Here is a 16,860-nt window from a genome sequence, read left to right as displayed (position 1 = left end):
ACACCTCCAGCCACTGCGCTAATCAATATAATATATTATGCGAGGCAAAAGGGAATACCTTGTCGAAAAACAGCGATTAATATTAAATTATAGTAAATTAAATATAAGAGAAGAAACCTTTGCCGTCATGTGAAAGCATGACGGTTTTATGACGGGAGTTCATCAATATGCTGCATAATAATATTGTTATAAGCATACTGTACAGTAGGTTATAAAAGGAGGTCTGAGCATATGCATAGCAAATATAGCAAACTTTTGGCCAGCTTGCTTTTCTGCGCGTTTATCATGGGGACAGGCCCGACGGCTCTGGCCGGCCCGCTCAATCATTTTTCCCAGGGTAATACTGCCCTGGACTACAATATCAAAGTACATAATGAAGTGGACACGAAAAACGCCAGGGATACAAACTATGAATGGAGTATCACCACCGCTTTGAGCAAGAAATTTGCGCTGCAATACCGCGATACCCATTACGACGGCGACGTGTATGACGGCAGGCATCGCTCCAACCACCGCGAGTTCAATGTATGTTATGAACTTGATCCCCATTATCAGATTTTTGTCGGACACACCTGGACCAGCAGTAAAAACGCAGCTACCGGCCGCGACATGCCTGACCGGACAGCCGTTGTGCTGGGAGTAGTGGGGATTAAGGAGTTGAGCAAAAAATATACCCTGTACGGGATACTGGCGACCGACGGAACCCATGTCGCCAATGTTGAGTTTGGCTTAGCTTATAAGCTTGCTAAAAACTGGGAACTAAATACGACTTACCGGCACCTGACTGTTGGCATGGGTGGACCCGCTAATCCTACCATGGCATTGCGGAGCTTTGGCATTGGGTTAACTGATAAATTTTAAGGAAATGACGGACATATTGTATCGTATAAACTGGGGGAGGTAGGTTTTATGTTTGGCAAACAACTACGGCATATAAATCGATATCGTGAAATTGCTGCTGTATTAGTAAATCAAGGGTTTGGCTACCTCGTTGAAGAAATAGATGTAATTCCCAAAATCCCCTATCATGAACGTCTGTGGATAAAATCATCCGAAGTGACCTCGCCTGACCTTGGGGAAAGAATTCGGATTGTCCTGCAAGAACTGGGGCCTACTTACATAAAATTAGGTCAGATCGCCAGCACTAGACCAGATATTTTACCAAGTGAAATTATTATTCACTTAGAGAAATTACAAGATAAAGTATCCGCTTTTCCATTTGAACAAATTCGGAGTTTAATCAAAGAAGAACTGGGTTCTGATATCGAGGAAATATTTCAGGAATTTGATCCGGAGCCGTTAGCTGCGGCTTCGATTGGACAAGTTCATATGGCAATATTAAAATCCGGACAAAAAGTAGCAGTAAAAGTTCAACGTCCCGGTATTACTGCCAATATTGAAACAGATCTGGAAATTTTATTTGAAATAGCGATGGCCGCCCAAAACCGGTTCCAATGGGCCAAACAATATCAAATTGTCGATATAATAGATGAATTTTCCAAGTCCCTTCGCAAAGAACTTGACTACACTGTTGAAGCCCGGAATAGTGATAAAATTTCCGGTCAGCTAAAAGAACAGAAGGATTTTTATATTCCTAATGTCTATTGGGATTATACCACTAAAAAAATCCTTACAACAGAATTTCTTCAAGGTATAAAGGTAAGCCAAATTGATATACTTGCACAGCGAGGATACAATCTCTCATTAATCGCCAATCGTTTTGCAAAAGGTATTTTTGAACAGATATTTGTTAATGGATTTTTTCACGGAGATCCGCATCCTGGGAATATTATTGTGCTGCCGCAGGAGGTTATTGGCTTTTTAGATTTTGGGATGGTAGGAAGACTTGGCTCCGAAATGAAAAACTGTTTATCATCATTACTGATTGGCCTTAAACGTAATGATACAGCCGAGTTACTGAAGGCTGTTCTAAGAATAGGAATAGTCCCTCCCCAAGTAGATACCCGGCAGTTGCGAAATGATATTGAACTTTTTAAAGATACTTATTATGGACTACCTTTAAGTCGAATCAGTATTGGCGAAGCCATAACCAATTTTTTCGGTATTGCCCAAAAACATAACATCCGGATTTCATCTGATCTAGTATTGGTTGGCAAGGCGTTGCTCACTGTAGAAGGCGTTGTAAAAAAACTTGACCCTGCTTTAAGTCTGCTTGATGTGGTTGAACCTTTTGGGGAAAAATTATTAATGGAAAGAATGCACCCCAAGACAATTGCTGAGTCCATATGGAAAATCGCTGTTGACTTTGGTGAGCTTTTTAGCAATGCTCCCCAAAACGTAAAAGAGTTAAGTACCATTGTTAATCAAGGGCGTTTACACTTAGACGTATCTCTTACTGAAACAGACCTATTTTTAAAGCATCAGGCTCGAATTAGCAATCGAATATCTGTAAGCATAATGCTATTAGCATTTAGCATTTTGATGGGTAGTAGTATTATTAGTTTATCCTTAATGGGACAACCACCCTTACTCTGGAACTTCCCTGTACTTGAAATTGGTTTTATTATTGCCATTTTCATGTTTGCATGGGTACTATATGCAATAATTCGATCCGGAAAATTATAGTGGGTGTAAACAGTGGCGGTTTTAATAGACACTTGCTTCGTTTTGAAACTGTCCGCCACAAGGGGAGCTTATCAAGATAACGGGTTTTTATGAAGTATATTATTTAAAAATTGACGCTACAATCTGTCTTACATCTTCATTTACTACCTTGTAACAAACCTCCAAGCCGTTTCTTTCCCCTTCGATAATGCCTGCCGACTTCAACCTGGCCAAATGCTGGGATACCGTCGATTGGGGCAAATTAAGGCATTCCTGCATTTTGGTGACATTGCATTGATTATCAATCAATCCTCTTACAATACAAAGCCTCACCGGGTGGGCTATTGCTTTCAGCAGCTCGCTTTTTTGCATATACTCTTTCATATTTTGCATTATATCACCCACTCCATAATTTAAATGAACAAGTTGGTATCCGCCGATTCCGCAGCATTTAGATAGGATGCGACACCGCCCATTTCCACCCCGTCAATAAGTTCTTCCGGTTTAATTCCCATTACATCCATGGACATATTGCAGGCCACAAGCCTGACGCCTTGTTTCCTGGCTTGGTCCATTAAGTCCTCCAGGGAAGCGACATTTTTCGCGCCCATTATATACCGAATCATTTTGCCGCCCAGGCCGCCCATATTCATTCTGGACAAGCCCAGTTTTTTCGACCCTCGGGGCATCATCTTGCCAAACATGGATTCCAGCAGATTTTTCTTAACGTTAACCGATTCGCTTTTCCTGAGAATATTCAATCCCCAAAAAGTAAAGAACATGGTTACCTTCCTGCCCATGGCGGCGGCGCCGTTAGCGATGATGAAGGCGGCGATGGCCTTATCCAGGTCGCTGCTGAATACCACCATGGTCTTATCATTGGCGGCGGCCATTTTATTTTCTTCTTGCATTTTAGCCGGTTTACCGCCCTTCTTAATATAAACTTTTATGAATTGCACCGATTTATTGATTGACAGCAACTGGTTGCCTGTACTGCGGCACCAGGCCTCGATATCGGCGGCGAAACCCGGGTCGGTGGCGGTTATTGCCAAAATTTCACCCGGTTCCATTGAATTGATGGCATTATTGACTTGCATGATGGGGCCGGGGCATTGTAAGCCGGAACAATCAATTTGAACATCGGCTTGGCCGTCGTTGTCCTCCCGGTGGGTAGTGTTAGCTGCCGACGGTGCTGCCGGCAGCAAATCCTCGTAACGGTATACGTTTCGATTGGATTGTTCGCCCATGGCAGTAGAGTAGGTCTTATATCCCCCGCTCAAATTTCTTACTTTTGTATAACCGTTTTGCACCAGTATCCTGTAAGCCAGATAGCCCCTTAGCCCCACCTGGCAATATACAATCACGTCCTTGTCCCGGGGGATTTCGTTGATTCTTTGTCGCAAATCATCAATGGGAATATTGACGGCGCCGGCTACCGAACCTGTGCCAAATTCCAAGGGAGTTCGCACATCTACCACTTGCGAAGCCCTTTGGTCAAGGGAATTCATTTCATGCCAATGGATGACCCGGCAATCGCCCTTCAGTATATTGGCAGCCACATAACCGGCCATGTTTACCGGGTCTTTGGCTGATGAATAGGGAGGAGCATAGGAAAGCTCCAGCTTTTCCAAATCGTATACCGTCATACCGGCCCGGATGGCAGTGGCGATAACATCAATTCGCTTTTCAATTCCCTGAAAGCCAACCGCCTGGGCGCCTAATATTTTCCCGTCAGCCGGCGAAAACAGGATTTTCAGGGAAACCGGCGTCGCTCCCCGGTAATAACCGGCGTGGGACAGGGAATGGGTGAAAGACTTTCCATAGGGAATGTTAAATCTTTTCAGTGTTTTTTCATTATTACCGGTAGCAGCCACCGTGTAGTCAAATACTTTCAGCACCGAAGTTCCCTGGGTGCCGGGATATTCCTCGTACAAGCCGCAGATGTTATTGGCGGCAATCCGGCCCTGTTTGTTGGCCGGGCCTGCCAGCGGGATGTGAGTGGGGCGGCCGTTGACGAAATCAATTACTTCAATGGCGTCGCCCACAGCGTAAATGTCCGGGTTGGACGTCTGTAAAGCTTTGTTTACCTTAATCGCCCCCCGTTCACCCAGTTCCAAATCGGCCGTTTTGGCCAGCTTATTTTCCGGCGTCACCCCAATGCCTAGTACAATCATATCGGTCTTGATTTCTTCCTTGCTGTTGAGGGATACGATGGAATATTTATCGGTATGACTGACTGACTTCAGTCCGTCCTCCAGGTATAACTCAATGCCTTTTTCCTTTAAATATTGATGCACCAGGGCGGCCATTTCAAAATCAATGGGTCCGAGAATCTGATTCGCCAATTCCACCAAGGTTACCTTGACGCCTCTTTCCGCCAGATTCTCGGCCAGTTCGACGCCGATAAAGCCGCCGCCGATCACTACCGCTCTTTTCGGGTGGCGGCTGTCCACGAAATCTTTTATGGTGTACGTATCAGGAATATTGCGCAGCGTAAAAACATTGGCCGCATCCAGGCCGGGGACTGGCGGTTTGATAGGAGCGGCGCCGGGGGAAAGAATTAGCTTATCATACTTTTCCCGGTATTTGCGGCCCGTCCGCAGGTCGGTTATTTCCACTTCCTTCTTGGCGGTATCAATGAATTCTACCTCGTTTAGAGTTCTGATATCAATATTAAATCTGGCTTTCATAGCTGCCGGGGTTTGCACAACCAATTTGTTTTTTTCCCGGATAACTTCACCGACATAATAGGGCAGCCCGCAGTTGGCAAAAGAAATATACTCCCCTCTTTCCAAGAGAACTATTTCGCATTTTTCATCCAAACGTCTTAAGCGGGCGGCGGCGCTGGCCCCGCCGGCAACTCCGCCGACAATTAACACTTTCATTTCATTCAACTCCTTACTTTCGTCGTTATATCCTAATATTACGATATAACGATTTATAAATCAACCTGTAATGTAATTTAAAGAAAATTTTATATTATTATTGGCCAATTTGGTTCTTTCTGAATATTCGGGAACGAAGAGAAATAATCAGGAATATTTTGATGCTTAGAGGAGTATTTTAACTTTTATGGAATTATATAAATATATTTTTGTTGGCGGTTTGGCGGTTAAGAAAGACACAGGCGGCTGCGAATTGTAAAGAATTTTGGCAGTCACTCATAATACTCATAATGGTGCCTGTTGTTCTGGTAAAGCAGCTCATTTGCCTATGAAAGAAGACGGGCCATAAAAAACTTTTTCATGTTACGAAGGATATAAGCTCGCTTTTGTCTAAATTGCAGATCAATCAACTATTGTATCTTCCCGAAAAGTTATAAATTCTATCCTCTAAAATAGCACTTTCATACTGCGCTGGTGCCGTTTCCAAACTGCATGGCCAGTCTGACATAAAAAGAATTGCTATGGGTGGGATGTTTTGATGAATGTCATTGAAATCTCCATGATAATCTCATTATCAGCTATTACTTGTGTTACCTGTGTTTATGGTTATCTTTACCTTCAATACCGGCAACGTTATTTAGCCTTGTGGATGATTAGCTGGGCAATGTGTCTAATACGGTCATTTTTTCTTCGTGTCTCATATTCTGAGCTTAGTCTCCCAGCATTTCTTGGATTTGCCGTTTTAATGATAATAGCCAGTTTCATCCTGCTTTATGGTACGGTAGAGTTTTTAGAAAAAAAGTTGCATCCAGTGTGGTGGTTTATTACGGTGATTACCATTGGTATAAGCAGTATTGCCACCTTGGCTGCTTTACCGTTTTATTTAAGAGTATTACCGGCGTGTTTGTTTATCGGCGCCGTATACTGTTGGACAGGAATACTGCTCCTTCGTCACGCTGGCATACAAGGCTGGGGCAAGAATATTACCGGCGCTGCTTTTATTATTTTAGGAATTCATATGATGGATCTGCCTTTCTTTATTGAGGTTGCCTGGTTTGCACCATTCGGCTTTATGCTGGATGCGGCATTGAGACTTATGATTGCTATTGGCACGCTGATCGTTTATTTTGAAAAAACCCGCCGGGACTTGGAGGTCAAGGAAAAACACTACCGGCTGCTGGCCGAAAACGCCGTGGATGTCATCTACCGCTACCGGCTGGCGCCGCTGGCGGGATTCGAATATATCAGTCCGTCGATAACCAAATTGACCGGTTACTCGCCGGAAGAGTTCCAGGCTAGAGCGGACATTATGCGCACTATTGTTTACCCGGACGACTGGCCGCTGCTGGAGATGGTTATGGCCGATGTGGCTGCCGCCGTTCAGCCGCTGGTAATGCGCTTCGTTCACCGGGACGGGCGGGCCATTTGGGTGGAGCAGACTTTGGCGCCGCTGCTCAGCGAGGACGGCAGCTGCGTCGGCTTTGAAGGGATAGTCCGCGACGTTTCGGCGCGGAAAGCGCTGGAGCAGGACGTCGCCCGGCTGGAAAGTCTCAATGCCGTGGGGCAGATGGCGGCAAGCATGGCCCATGAAGTCAGAAACCCCATGACGACCATCAGCGGCTATTTGCAGATTTTTTCCCGGAAAAAAGAATTCGTCAATTATCAGGGACAGCTTAACCAACTGCTGGCGGAGCTGGACCGGATCAACCAGATCATCAAAGAGTACCTGGCTTTAAGCCAGAATAAAATGGCTGATATGCGCCTGGTCCAGCTAAATACGATTATTGAATCCCTATACCCGCTGGTCACGGCCGACGCCGTCGCTGCCTGCAAGGAAATAGTGCTGGATTTAGGCGACATACCGGCCGTGTATATTGATGCCAAGGAAATCCGGCAATTGATCCTGAACCTGGTGCGCAACGGTCTTGAGGCCATGGACGACACCGGCTATTCCCTGACCCTGCGGACATATGCGGACAATGACGCGGTGGTATTTACCGTCCGGGACCAGGGTAAAGGCATACCCCAGAATGTTTTGGCCAATCTGGGCCGGCCGTTTTTCACCACCAAACAAAACGGGACCGGACTGGGACTGGCAACCTGCTACCGGATTGCCAACAGGCATCAGGCCAAAATTGAGGTCGATACAAGTAGCCGGGGAACGACGTTCATCGTCCGGTTTAAAATACCGAAAGAAATATAATAAGGCAGCTTGCGGTCAAATTTTTAACTGAAAGCCCAATAAAAAGGGCTTTCTTTTTTTGCTATTTTTAAAGCAAATATTACATTTCGTGACATAAAATTACAAAAATTTTGCAATTGATAGGAATTTTATGGGATTTTGTAGAAATTTTGCCTCGAGAGGTGGTGAGAATGTAAAAGCACAGTTGACTGGATTTATGAAACTTATTAAAAGGAGGGCTTTTTTTGGGAAAAGAAGGGCTACTTAACAAAGAGAATTATATGGTGCCCAGAAACGATGAAGTTTCTATCCATGTAGCGCATAGTCAGGCTGAGAAACGGGAAATCTATAAGTTTCGCTATCGGGTGCTGGCGGAAGGAATGGGTAAATTTATAAAAAAAAACAAGCAAAATTTCGGTATGATAAGTGATTGTATGGATGAATACAGTCAACTACTTTATGCTCAGAGCAATTTGGGTATCATCGGCACACTAAGGGTTATGTTCGGTAATATGGGACAATTTCCGCAGGATTTGACAAAAACGTTTTATATGGAAAAGTTTCAAACACTTGTTGACGGTAGCAATCAAACATTTTGTTTGGCTACTAAATTATCAATTGAAAAAAAATATCGTGGTTCACAAGTTTTATATATGCTTACGGCCAAGGCTTATGAAATGATTCGAACGAATCATGTCAAATTTACTTTTACTGGATGTAACCCACATTTAATTCCATTATATGAACAATTGGGTTTTAGAAAATTTTCCCGTAATTTTACCGATCCCGGTTATGGACTGCTTGTCCCCCTTATTATGGTGGTGGAGGATGTAGAACATTTCCGAGCCGTCCGGTCTCCCTTTTACCGGGTAGCGCGAGAATTATCCAATGACAACCAATGGGGACAAGCATTTCTCCACGCATTCCCGGAAGCAGCAAGATACATCAATTCACAATTAATACGCAAAGATGACTTATGGAAGATAGTGACAAAGAAGCTCGGCGAGTCTCCCTTGGCGGCCGTGCCGTTGTTAGCCGGATTAAGTCAAGATGAGTCCGCCGTCTTGTTGCATTCGGGAGTGGTAGTGACTTGTTACGAAGCTGATTGCCTGGTCAGTCCCGGCGAGGTAAGCAATGAAGTATTTATTCTGCTTACCGGTGCATTACTGACCGACAGTGCCGGCGTTCAGCGTTTAATACAGCCGGGAGAAAGCTTCGGCGGGACCGGGTTAACGGAACCGCGTCCCCAGTACGCGACGATAAGCGCGGCGGCGGATTCGGAAGTGCTGGTTATTCCGCGGCAGGGCTTCGAGCGGTTCTGCCGCCGCCAGCCGCAGGCCGGGCACCAAATAATCCGGAACTTGCGCCTGACGATGCCTGTCGGTATGCACCCGGTAAGACTTAAAGCGGTTAAAGGAGGAATGGGTCGTGAATAAGAGGATTGATTTACTGCTTGTCAACAGTTTTGCGCCGCGCAACCGGATTGCTTCCGATACCGCCCTGGAAAACAGCCTGGCGCTGCTGCGCACCTATCTGGAAAAGAAGGGCTTTGCCGTGGCGGTAATTGACGAGCAGCGGGTAGGGGCAATTGAAAAGGGCGTTCCCCGCTGGGTCAACAGATTGCTGCGCCGTCTGGTAGAGTGGCAGATCAAAGTATATGCCCGCCAAAAAAAATTATTGCTGCTGCCGCTTATGCTGGCCGCCTGGCCGGTCCAGGCCGCCGGCCTGTATTTTCGCCGCCGGTATATGGAGGAGCTGGCTGATACTATCGTGAAATTGGTAAAGGAAGGGAATATCCCGGTGGTGGGCATCAAGAGCTGGTACGGCGATTCCTATAAATGGAGCGCCATGCTGGCGGCCAAAGTCAGGCAGGCCGCTCCGGAAACGGTGGTGGTTGTCGGCGGTCCCCAGGTAAACGTTTATGGCGAATATGTCACCCGGAACCGGCATTTCGATCTGGCCATCATGGGGCCGGGGGAACAAATGCTGGAAAAACTGCTCCGGTTGCGCTGGACGGCGGCAAACAAAGAGGAATTTTTGCGGCTGGTACGGCATAATATCAGTCCGGCGCCGTTGATCCGGGTGGGTCAGTACAGCGGCAAAAGCGTGCCGACGGCCACTTTTAACAGCATTCCCCGCTACACGCCGGCTGAGCTAACCGACAAAATGTTGTTCCATACTCTGGTTGACGGGGTGGGCTGCACCTGGAACAAATGCAATTTTTGCTCCCATACCAGACAGCAAATCCCTTATACGCCGCGGCCGGTAGAACAGATTAAAGGCGAAATAGTCACCATGATTCAGCAGGGAATCGCCTTTTTCCGGTTCAGCAGTTCCGAAACGCCGGTGTATCAGGGTAAAGCCATTGCCCAAATGCTGCTGGCAAATAATATCAACATCCGCTATTCCATGTTTGTCCGGGCGGGAAAAGTCACGGACCAAACTTATCAAGCCTATTGCCAAATGATCCGCGCCGGTTTGCGGGCGGTGTTCATGGGCGGCGAAACCGGCCATGATGCTGTCAATGCGGCGATCATGAACAAAGGCGTGACCCGTCAGGACATCATCGACACCATTCACTGCCTGAAACTGGCCGCGGCGGAAGCCGGCGCCCCCTGCCGCATTGGGCTGGCGTTGATTTATCCCTGCCCGGTGCCGCCGGGAGTTAGTCTGGAAAGTGTGTTTGAGGCCAACTTGCGTCTAATTGAAGATACGCTGCCGGACACCGTTATCGTCAATCCCCCCGGAATTTTTCCGGGAACAATCTGGTTTGAACAGGCTGATTCCTTTGGTTTTAAGGCCGGAGCGGGATTTACGCCGGAATTAATGGAGTATGAGTATTCCATCCACAAACCGGCGGAATTCTGGCCCAAACTTGATTATATGCTAAACGGTCAGGATGTGCCTCGGCTTTTACGGGAAAACGGTCGTTTGCGCCAGGCCATTCAAGCCATGGGAATACCTATCGGCGTTTCCGACGAATTGCTGATGATGACGGAAGCCATCGGCTACCGCTCCAAGCTGGACCTGCTGCAGTTTCAAAAGAACTCGCTGATTGACATTATGAGCGGCAGCTCCCAATATCTGCGCACGGTGGTTGACCAAATAAACGCCAGCAGTCAAGCCCTGGCAGCCACGAACAGTCCCCATTTTGCCGCTGATTTTCCTGTACCCCGGAAAAATGCCATATAAAGTAACCCCGCAGAGTTTCCGGCAACCGGACAAATAAGTGAAACCGGCCGACCCATAGCTCAATAAGCTTTTTAGACAAGACCGTTCCCCAAGCTTAATAAACTGGGGGGACGGTTTTTTTGCCTGGTTAGACGCAACGACAGGGGACATTGGCAGACAAGTTATTTATTTGTAAAGTTTGTAAGGTATATTGACAGAACGCATGGATTGGAGGTAATATTAGATTTATGGTACCGATTGATTCGATTCTGGTTTCTGAAGTTTCGACAGTAAATAACAGTCACCTGAAAAAGCGGTAAGTTAGGGGTGATGTGGGTGCGGCAAAGAATAATGCAAGCCGCAACAGAGGAAATGCGGGCAAGAGGCATCAAGTTCACCATGGCGGATTTGGCGCACCGCCTGGGAGTAAGCAAACGGCTGTTGTATGAGTATTTTGCGTCGAAGGAAGAACTGATTGGCGCTATTGTGGATTTTACGCTGCAGGAAATCCGGGAGCAGCGGACTGCTATTTTTCGTGATCCCAATCTGACATTTTCCGAAAAATTGAAACAACTTCTGACTCCCAAGAAACACCTGCTGCCGGACGACGGCAGAATTGCGGAGGAGATCAAGCGGTGTCTGCCCATGGAGTACGAGAAGTTTGATCGGTTTAACGATCAGGAATGGGAAAGGATGGATATTTTTTTGCGGGAAGGAATTCAAAAGGGCCATCTTCGTCCTGTCTGCTTGCCGGTTGTAAAGAAAATACTGGATGGCACCCGCAAAGAAATTGTTAATTATCAATTCCTTGTCCATAACAGTATCTCGCTGGGGGAAGCATTTACCTATATGGTGGATGTGCTGCTAAACGGAATGCTGGCACAAAAAAACGATATAACTGAGTAGTTATGTTTATTTCTGAAATAATAGGGAGGAAGATCAGTGAATCGAAATAGTGGCAGAAGGCTGTGGCGATTTGGTTTGGTGTTTTTACTGGCCGCAACCATCGTTGCCGGCTGCGGCAGCCGCCAGGCGGGACAACAAGCACCGCAGGCTGTCGAGGTGAAAGCGATGGCGGTCGTACAACAGGATACTCCGATTACATATGAGTATGTGGGTCAGGTCCAGGCCAAAAATGAGGTAAAACTGCAAGCCAAAGTTTCCGGCAATATTGTGGCAAAAATGGTCACTGGCGGGGGGATGGTTTCCCAGGGTCAGCCATTGTTTCAAATTGATCGCCGTCAGTACGAAGCCGCGGTGTTGTCGGCTAAGGCTCAACTGGCGCAGAGTCAGGCAACCTTGGCCAATTCACGGCGGGATACTGAACGGTATCGCCAGCTGGCTGCCCAAAATGCAATCGCGGAGCAAACCTATGACACAGCTGAGTCAGCTTCGCAACAATATGAGGCTGCGGCGGCTGCCAACGATGCGAATGTGCAGAAGGCCCAGGCCGATTTGCAGGATACATTGATTGTATCCCCGATTGATGGCCGTATTGATGTGAATGATCTAAGTCTGGGAAGTTTTGTAACGGCAGGATCAACTGTCATCGCGACGATTTCTTCGATTGATCCGGTTTTTGTGCAATTTAGCATTAATGAAAACGAATATCTGAAAATGATGCAGCTGGGTAATGGTTCTTTACCAGGAACCTGGGGCAGCAATCTGAAACTGGTCCTCAGTAACGGGACGGAGTATCCGCTGGCTGGGGCGGTGGAGCAGATCGACAGGGGAATGGATCAGAATACAGGTACCATTACTGTGAAAGCCGGCTTTGACAACCCGCAAAAAACGCTGCTGCCGGGCATGTTTGCCAGAGTGATTGCCCAGGGGGAAGTACGCCAAAATGCCATGCTGATACCACAGCGGGCGGTGCAGGAGCTTTTGGGCAAAACACTGGTGAATGTGGTTGGTGACGGCGATAAAGCCGAATCACGCGTGGTAAAAATGGGGCCGCGTATAGGAAACTTATGGATTGTTGAAGAGGGATTGAATCCGGGTGACCGTGTCATCATTGAAGGCACCACCAAGATTCAGCCCGGCGCCCAGTTGAAAGTAACCATGGTCGGACTAAACGATTTGCAAAGTTCGGCAAAGCAATAAGGGGGTTTGATTAAGTGGCTAAGTTTTTTATCGAGCGCCCGATATTTGCTATTGTGTTATCTATTCTCATTACTTTGACAGGCTTAATTGCAGCGTTTAACTTGCCGGTTGCCCAATATCCGCAGATTGCCCCGCCAACTGTCAGGGTAGGGGCCAATTATCAGGGTGCTAATGCCGAAGTTGTGGAACAGACGGTGGCGCAGACCATCGAAGAACAGGTGAATGGGGTTGAGGACATGGTATCCATGGACTCCACCAGTTCAGACGCCGGTGCCTATTCGCTGAGTGTGCAGTTTGAAACCGGTAAGGACGCGGACATTGCAACCGTGCAGACGCAGAACCGGGTTTCCCAGGCGGACGCTTCGCTGCCTGACTCGGTTAGGACATCCGGGGTAACGACCCGCAAAGCAACCAATGATTTTGCGTTTATTTTCACGTTGTATTCGGAAAATGATGAGTATGACCGCAGCTTTTTGAAAACATATGGAACCATTTATCTGGAAGACGCCATCAAAAGGGTTAAGGGTGTCGGCAATATTATGGAGTTTGGCGCTGACTATGCTATGCGCATTTGGCTGCAGCCCGATAAGCTGGCCCAGCTTGGGGTAACCGTCAGTGAGATATCCAACGCTATTTCCAGCCAGAATAAGCAGGCGCCGGCGGGTACCCTGGGCATGAATCCCGCCCCGGCCGGCCAGGAATTTCAATATACCGCCCGGGTTGAGGGGCGTTTGTCCGATCCGGAGGAGTTTGGCAATATCGTTATCCGGGCGCAAAAAGACGGGTCCTTTATCCGGGTGAAAGATGTTGCCCAAATTGAGCTGGGTAGTAAGGATTACTCTGTGGAAGGTTTCGCCAACGAGCATCCTTCTGCCGGCTTTGTTATTCAACTTGCAAGTGATGCGAATGCCTTGGAAACCGTCAGCAATGTAAAGAAAGTGCTGGAAGAATCTTCGAAACAATATCCGCCCGGTTTAAAACACAAAGTTATCTTTGATACGACTGAATTTGTCAGAGAGTCCATGAGTGAAGTCGTAAAGACCTTTATGGAAGCATTACTCTTGGTTATGCTGGTAGTATTCCTGTTTTTGCAAAGCTGGCGGGCGACGCTGATTCCCATGCTGGCCATTCCGGTATCGCTAATTGGTACTTTCGGCGCTTTTGTCGCGCTGGATTTTTCCATTAATACCTTGACTTTATTTGCCATGGTGCTGGCAATCGGTTTGGTAGTGGACGACGCCATTGTGGTAATTGAGGCCACTGAGCATCATATGCGGTATTCCGGTTTATCGCCGAAGGAAGCGACGAAGAAAGCTATGAGCGAAGTGTCCGGCCCGGTGGTGGCAATCGCCTTTGTGCTGGCCTCGGTATTTTTACCGGTTGCCTTTTTCGGCGGGACAATGGGAATACTCTATAAACAGTTTGCCTTGACAGTTGTTGTGTCCATGGCGTTGTCCGCGTTGGTCGCCTTATCGCTGACGCCGGCCTTATGCGCCTCCATTCTCAAGCCCTACAATCCGGATGAACATAAAGGAATGGTGGGACGCTTTTTTACAGGTTTTAATACCTGGTTTGAAAATATGATCGAACGCTACGGCCGGGGGCTTGGCAAACTCATCCCCCACGGGCGCTTGTGCCTGATTTTTATTCTTGTCCTCACCATCGGTGCCGGTTTTTTAATGAAGATCGTTCCTTCCACCTTCGTGCCGGATGAAGACCAGGGCTTTATCATTTCCTCCCTCACTTTGCCGGAGGCGGCCAGCTTGCAGCGTACCGGCCGGGCAATCGCCAAATTGAGAGATCAGGTTTTGAGTCAGCCTGGCGTGGACAGTGCCATGACAATTGTGGGCTATGATATGCTGGGGGGCGGCGCAAAATCGAATACAGCTACGATGCTTATAAAACTAAAACCATGGGATGAACGCAAAACTCCCAACACACAGCTAAAAGCGGAAATTGGACAGATCTTTATGAAATCCGGAGGGTTGCCGGAAGGCACAGTAATGGCCTTTGCCCCGCCGGCTTTGCCTGGACTGGGCATGGCAGGCGGCTTTACGCTGGTGCTTGAAGACAGAAGCGGCGGCACAACCAACGAATTTGACGCTCTTGCCCAAAAATTTCTGGCTGAAGCCAGAAAGCGTCCGGAAATAGGGGCCATATACACCACTTTCCGGGCAAATACGCCGGGCTTCCAGTATGAAGTTGACCGAGACAAGGTCCAAAAGCTGGGTGTGTCGATAGCGGATGTGTATACAACATTAGGAACTTATCTGGGCGGCACACAGGTAAATGATTTTAATAAATTCGGCCGCACGTACAAAGTTATGCTGCAGGCCGATCTTGGATATCGCGCGGATTTGGAGGCGACGAAGTTTTTCTTTGTAAAGAGTTCAAGCGGCGCCGATATTCCGCTGGACACGCTGCTGAAACCGAAAGCTACTAATGCGGCGACCCTGATTACCCGCTTTAACGGCGCTAAAGCGATCAAAATCAGCGGAAACCCCAATAACGGGTACAGTTCCGGTCAGGCCATGACTGCGCTAGAGGAAGTGGCTGCCCAGACTTTGCCGAGTGGAGTGAGTTACGAATGGTCCGGGCAAAGCCGGGAAGAAAAATTATCCGGCAGCAAAGCGCCGCTTGTATTTGGTTTTGCCATGCTATTTGTCTTCCTTTGCCTGGCGGCCTTATATGAAAGCTGGAGTGTGCCTTTTGCGGTTCTCCTGTGCGTACCTACAGGGATATTCGGTGCTTTCATGTTCCAGCACATGCGGCTTTTGGAAAACAGTGTTTATATGCAGATTGGTCTGATTATGCTGATCGGTCTGGCAGCGAAAAACGCCATTCTGATTGTGGAATTTGCCAAAGTGCGCGTGGATAAAGGAATGGACCCGGTACAGGCAGCCATTGAGGCGTCGAAAATACGGCTGCGGCCAATTCTCATGACTTCATTGGCCTTTATTATCGGCTGCTTGCCGCTGGCAATTGCCACCGGCGCCGGTGCCGCCGCTAGAAACTCAATGGGCACGGCTGTTGTTGGCGGTATGTTTGTGGCTACGTCTCTGGGCATTTTCCTCATCCCCGTACTGTTTGTCGTTGTCGAATGGATTACAGCCAAACTGAAGCACTGGCGTCATAGACCGAAAGCATCTGAAGGAACGGCACTGTAATATAGCCATCGTTGGTTTATGAAGTGGCTTGTATCGCCGGAGTTGACGCATAAAGATAATAAAAAGACACCCAGATTACAAAATGTAACTGGGTGTCTTTTTCGAAGAGTCAAGGAGCTGAGAGTCAAGGGACGGTTCTCCGACTCTTGACTTGTCAAGGAAGAGTCGTAGAACCGTCCCTTGACTCTTTTCCCGATGCCACGACAAGCCAGACGATTAAGTGAGAAAAACAGTGTGCCTGTCCTTGTGCTTTTGCCTGTGCCTCTAATTGCCAAAACGAATCAGTGGATTTATAATAAACTATAGTGGAGGTGACGGGCTTTATGGAGGAATTATTAAAACAGTTGGTTAAAGGTCAAGAACAGTTATTTAAAGGCCAGGAACAATTGAATCAGCGAGTGGAGCAGTTGTCCAGAGGCCAGGAACAATTGAATCAGCGAGTGGAGCAATTGTCCAGAGGCCAGGAACAGTTGAATCAGCGAGTGGAGCAATTGTCAAAAGGTCAGGAGAAGTTAGTTACTGGACAAGAACAGTTAAATCAGCGCGTGGCTAACCTTGAACGGCAAATGAGGGAAAACAGTGATTTTGTGCAGGTTCTGCTGCATCGTACAGAAGAATTGGGTGCCAAATTTGAGGGGCTTTTGCATTCGGTGGTGACCAAAGAGGCCGTCGCCCCACTAGCTACCAAAGACGATGTTGCCGATTTGTCGGCGCAATTTCGGGTCCTGAACAACCGTTTGTTTCGGCAAGAAGTGGAAACAGAGAAGTTAAAAGCCGTTAAATAATT

11 protein-coding genes are annotated in these 16,860 nt (G+C 47.5%); 9 read left to right on the top strand and 2 right to left on the bottom strand.

What is annotated here, in order from left to right:
• Window positions 1-231: 231 nt before the first annotated feature.
• Window positions 232-861 carry an outer membrane beta-barrel protein gene (locus tag MAMMFC1_RS03675; RefSeq protein WP_126306570.1) on the top strand — a complete coding sequence of 210 codons (630 nt, stop codon included), beginning with the start codon at window positions 232-234 and terminating at the stop codon, window positions 859-861.
• A 48-nt stretch (window positions 862-909) separates the two neighbouring features.
• Window positions 910-2,586 (top strand): ABC1 kinase family protein, encoded by a 1,677-nt coding sequence (locus MAMMFC1_RS03670; RefSeq protein WP_126306568.1) that lies wholly within the window; start codon window positions 910-912, stop codon window positions 2,584-2,586.
• Between the two features lie 99 nt (window positions 2,587-2,685).
• On the opposite strand, the gene MAMMFC1_RS03665 is transcribed toward MAMMFC1_RS03670, so the two are convergent.
• Together MAMMFC1_RS03665 and MAMMFC1_RS03660 are read right to left on the bottom strand one after the other, a co-directional pair.
• Window positions 2,686-2,937: an ArsR/SmtB family transcription factor gene (locus MAMMFC1_RS03665; protein WP_232035644.1), complete on the bottom strand. Its 252-nt coding sequence runs from the start codon at window positions 2,935-2,937 to the stop codon at window positions 2,686-2,688.
• Window positions 2,938-2,978: 41 nt separating this feature from the next.
• Window positions 2,979-5,450 (bottom strand): DsrE/DsrF/DrsH-like family protein, encoded by a 2,472-nt coding sequence (locus MAMMFC1_RS03660; RefSeq protein WP_126306564.1) that lies wholly within the window; start codon window positions 5,448-5,450, stop codon window positions 2,979-2,981.
• A 745-nt stretch (window positions 5,451-6,195) separates the two neighbouring features.
• Between MAMMFC1_RS03660 and MAMMFC1_RS03655 the strand changes: the two genes are divergently transcribed.
• The 7 genes from MAMMFC1_RS03655 to MAMMFC1_RS03625 all read left to right on the top strand — a co-directional run bounded on the left by MAMMFC1_RS03655 (window position 6,196) and on the right by MAMMFC1_RS03625 (window position 16,858).
• Window positions 6,196-7,653, top strand: a complete 1,458-nt coding sequence (locus tag MAMMFC1_RS03655) for an ATP-binding protein (protein ID WP_158618628.1) — start codon at window positions 6,196-6,198, stop codon at window positions 7,651-7,653.
• Between the two features lie 224 nt (window positions 7,654-7,877).
• Window positions 7,878-9,068: a Crp/Fnr family transcriptional regulator gene (locus MAMMFC1_RS03650; RefSeq protein WP_126306560.1), complete on the top strand. Its 1,191-nt coding sequence runs from the start codon at window positions 7,878-7,880 to the stop codon at window positions 9,066-9,068.
• The gene (locus MAMMFC1_RS03645) at window positions 9,061-10,824 is read left to right on the top strand and encodes a B12-binding domain-containing radical SAM protein (RefSeq protein ID WP_126306558.1); all 1,764 of its coding nucleotides are present in this window, start codon (window positions 9,061-9,063) and stop codon (window positions 10,822-10,824) included. The genes MAMMFC1_RS03650 and MAMMFC1_RS03645 overlap by 8 nt, the downstream gene beginning before the upstream one ends.
• Before the next feature lie 315 nt (window positions 10,825-11,139).
• Window positions 11,140-11,709: a TetR/AcrR family transcriptional regulator gene (locus tag MAMMFC1_RS03640; protein WP_158618627.1), complete on the top strand. Its 570-nt coding sequence runs from the start codon at window positions 11,140-11,142 to the stop codon at window positions 11,707-11,709.
• 36 nt (window positions 11,710-11,745) lie between these two features.
• Window positions 11,746-12,906: an efflux RND transporter periplasmic adaptor subunit gene (locus MAMMFC1_RS03635; protein WP_408631225.1), complete on the top strand. Its 1,161-nt coding sequence runs from the start codon at window positions 11,746-11,748 to the stop codon at window positions 12,904-12,906.
• 14 nt (window positions 12,907-12,920) lie between these two features.
• Window positions 12,921-16,073, top strand: coding sequence for an efflux RND transporter permease subunit (locus MAMMFC1_RS03630; RefSeq protein ID WP_126306554.1), 3,153 nt, complete (start codon window positions 12,921-12,923; stop codon window positions 16,071-16,073).
• 323 nt (window positions 16,074-16,396) lie between these two features.
• Window positions 16,397-16,858 (top strand): hypothetical protein, encoded by a 462-nt coding sequence (locus MAMMFC1_RS03625; RefSeq protein WP_126306552.1) that lies wholly within the window; start codon window positions 16,397-16,399, stop codon window positions 16,856-16,858.
• The last annotated feature ends 2 nt before the right edge of the window (window positions 16,859-16,860 follow it).

Source organism: Methylomusa anaerophila (assembly GCF_003966895.1).
GTDB lineage: Bacteria > Bacillota > Negativicutes > Sporomusales > Sporomusaceae > Methylomusa > Methylomusa anaerophila.
Note: the sequence above shows the minus strand (reverse complement) of the source record. Positions and strands in the feature narration are given on the sequence as shown.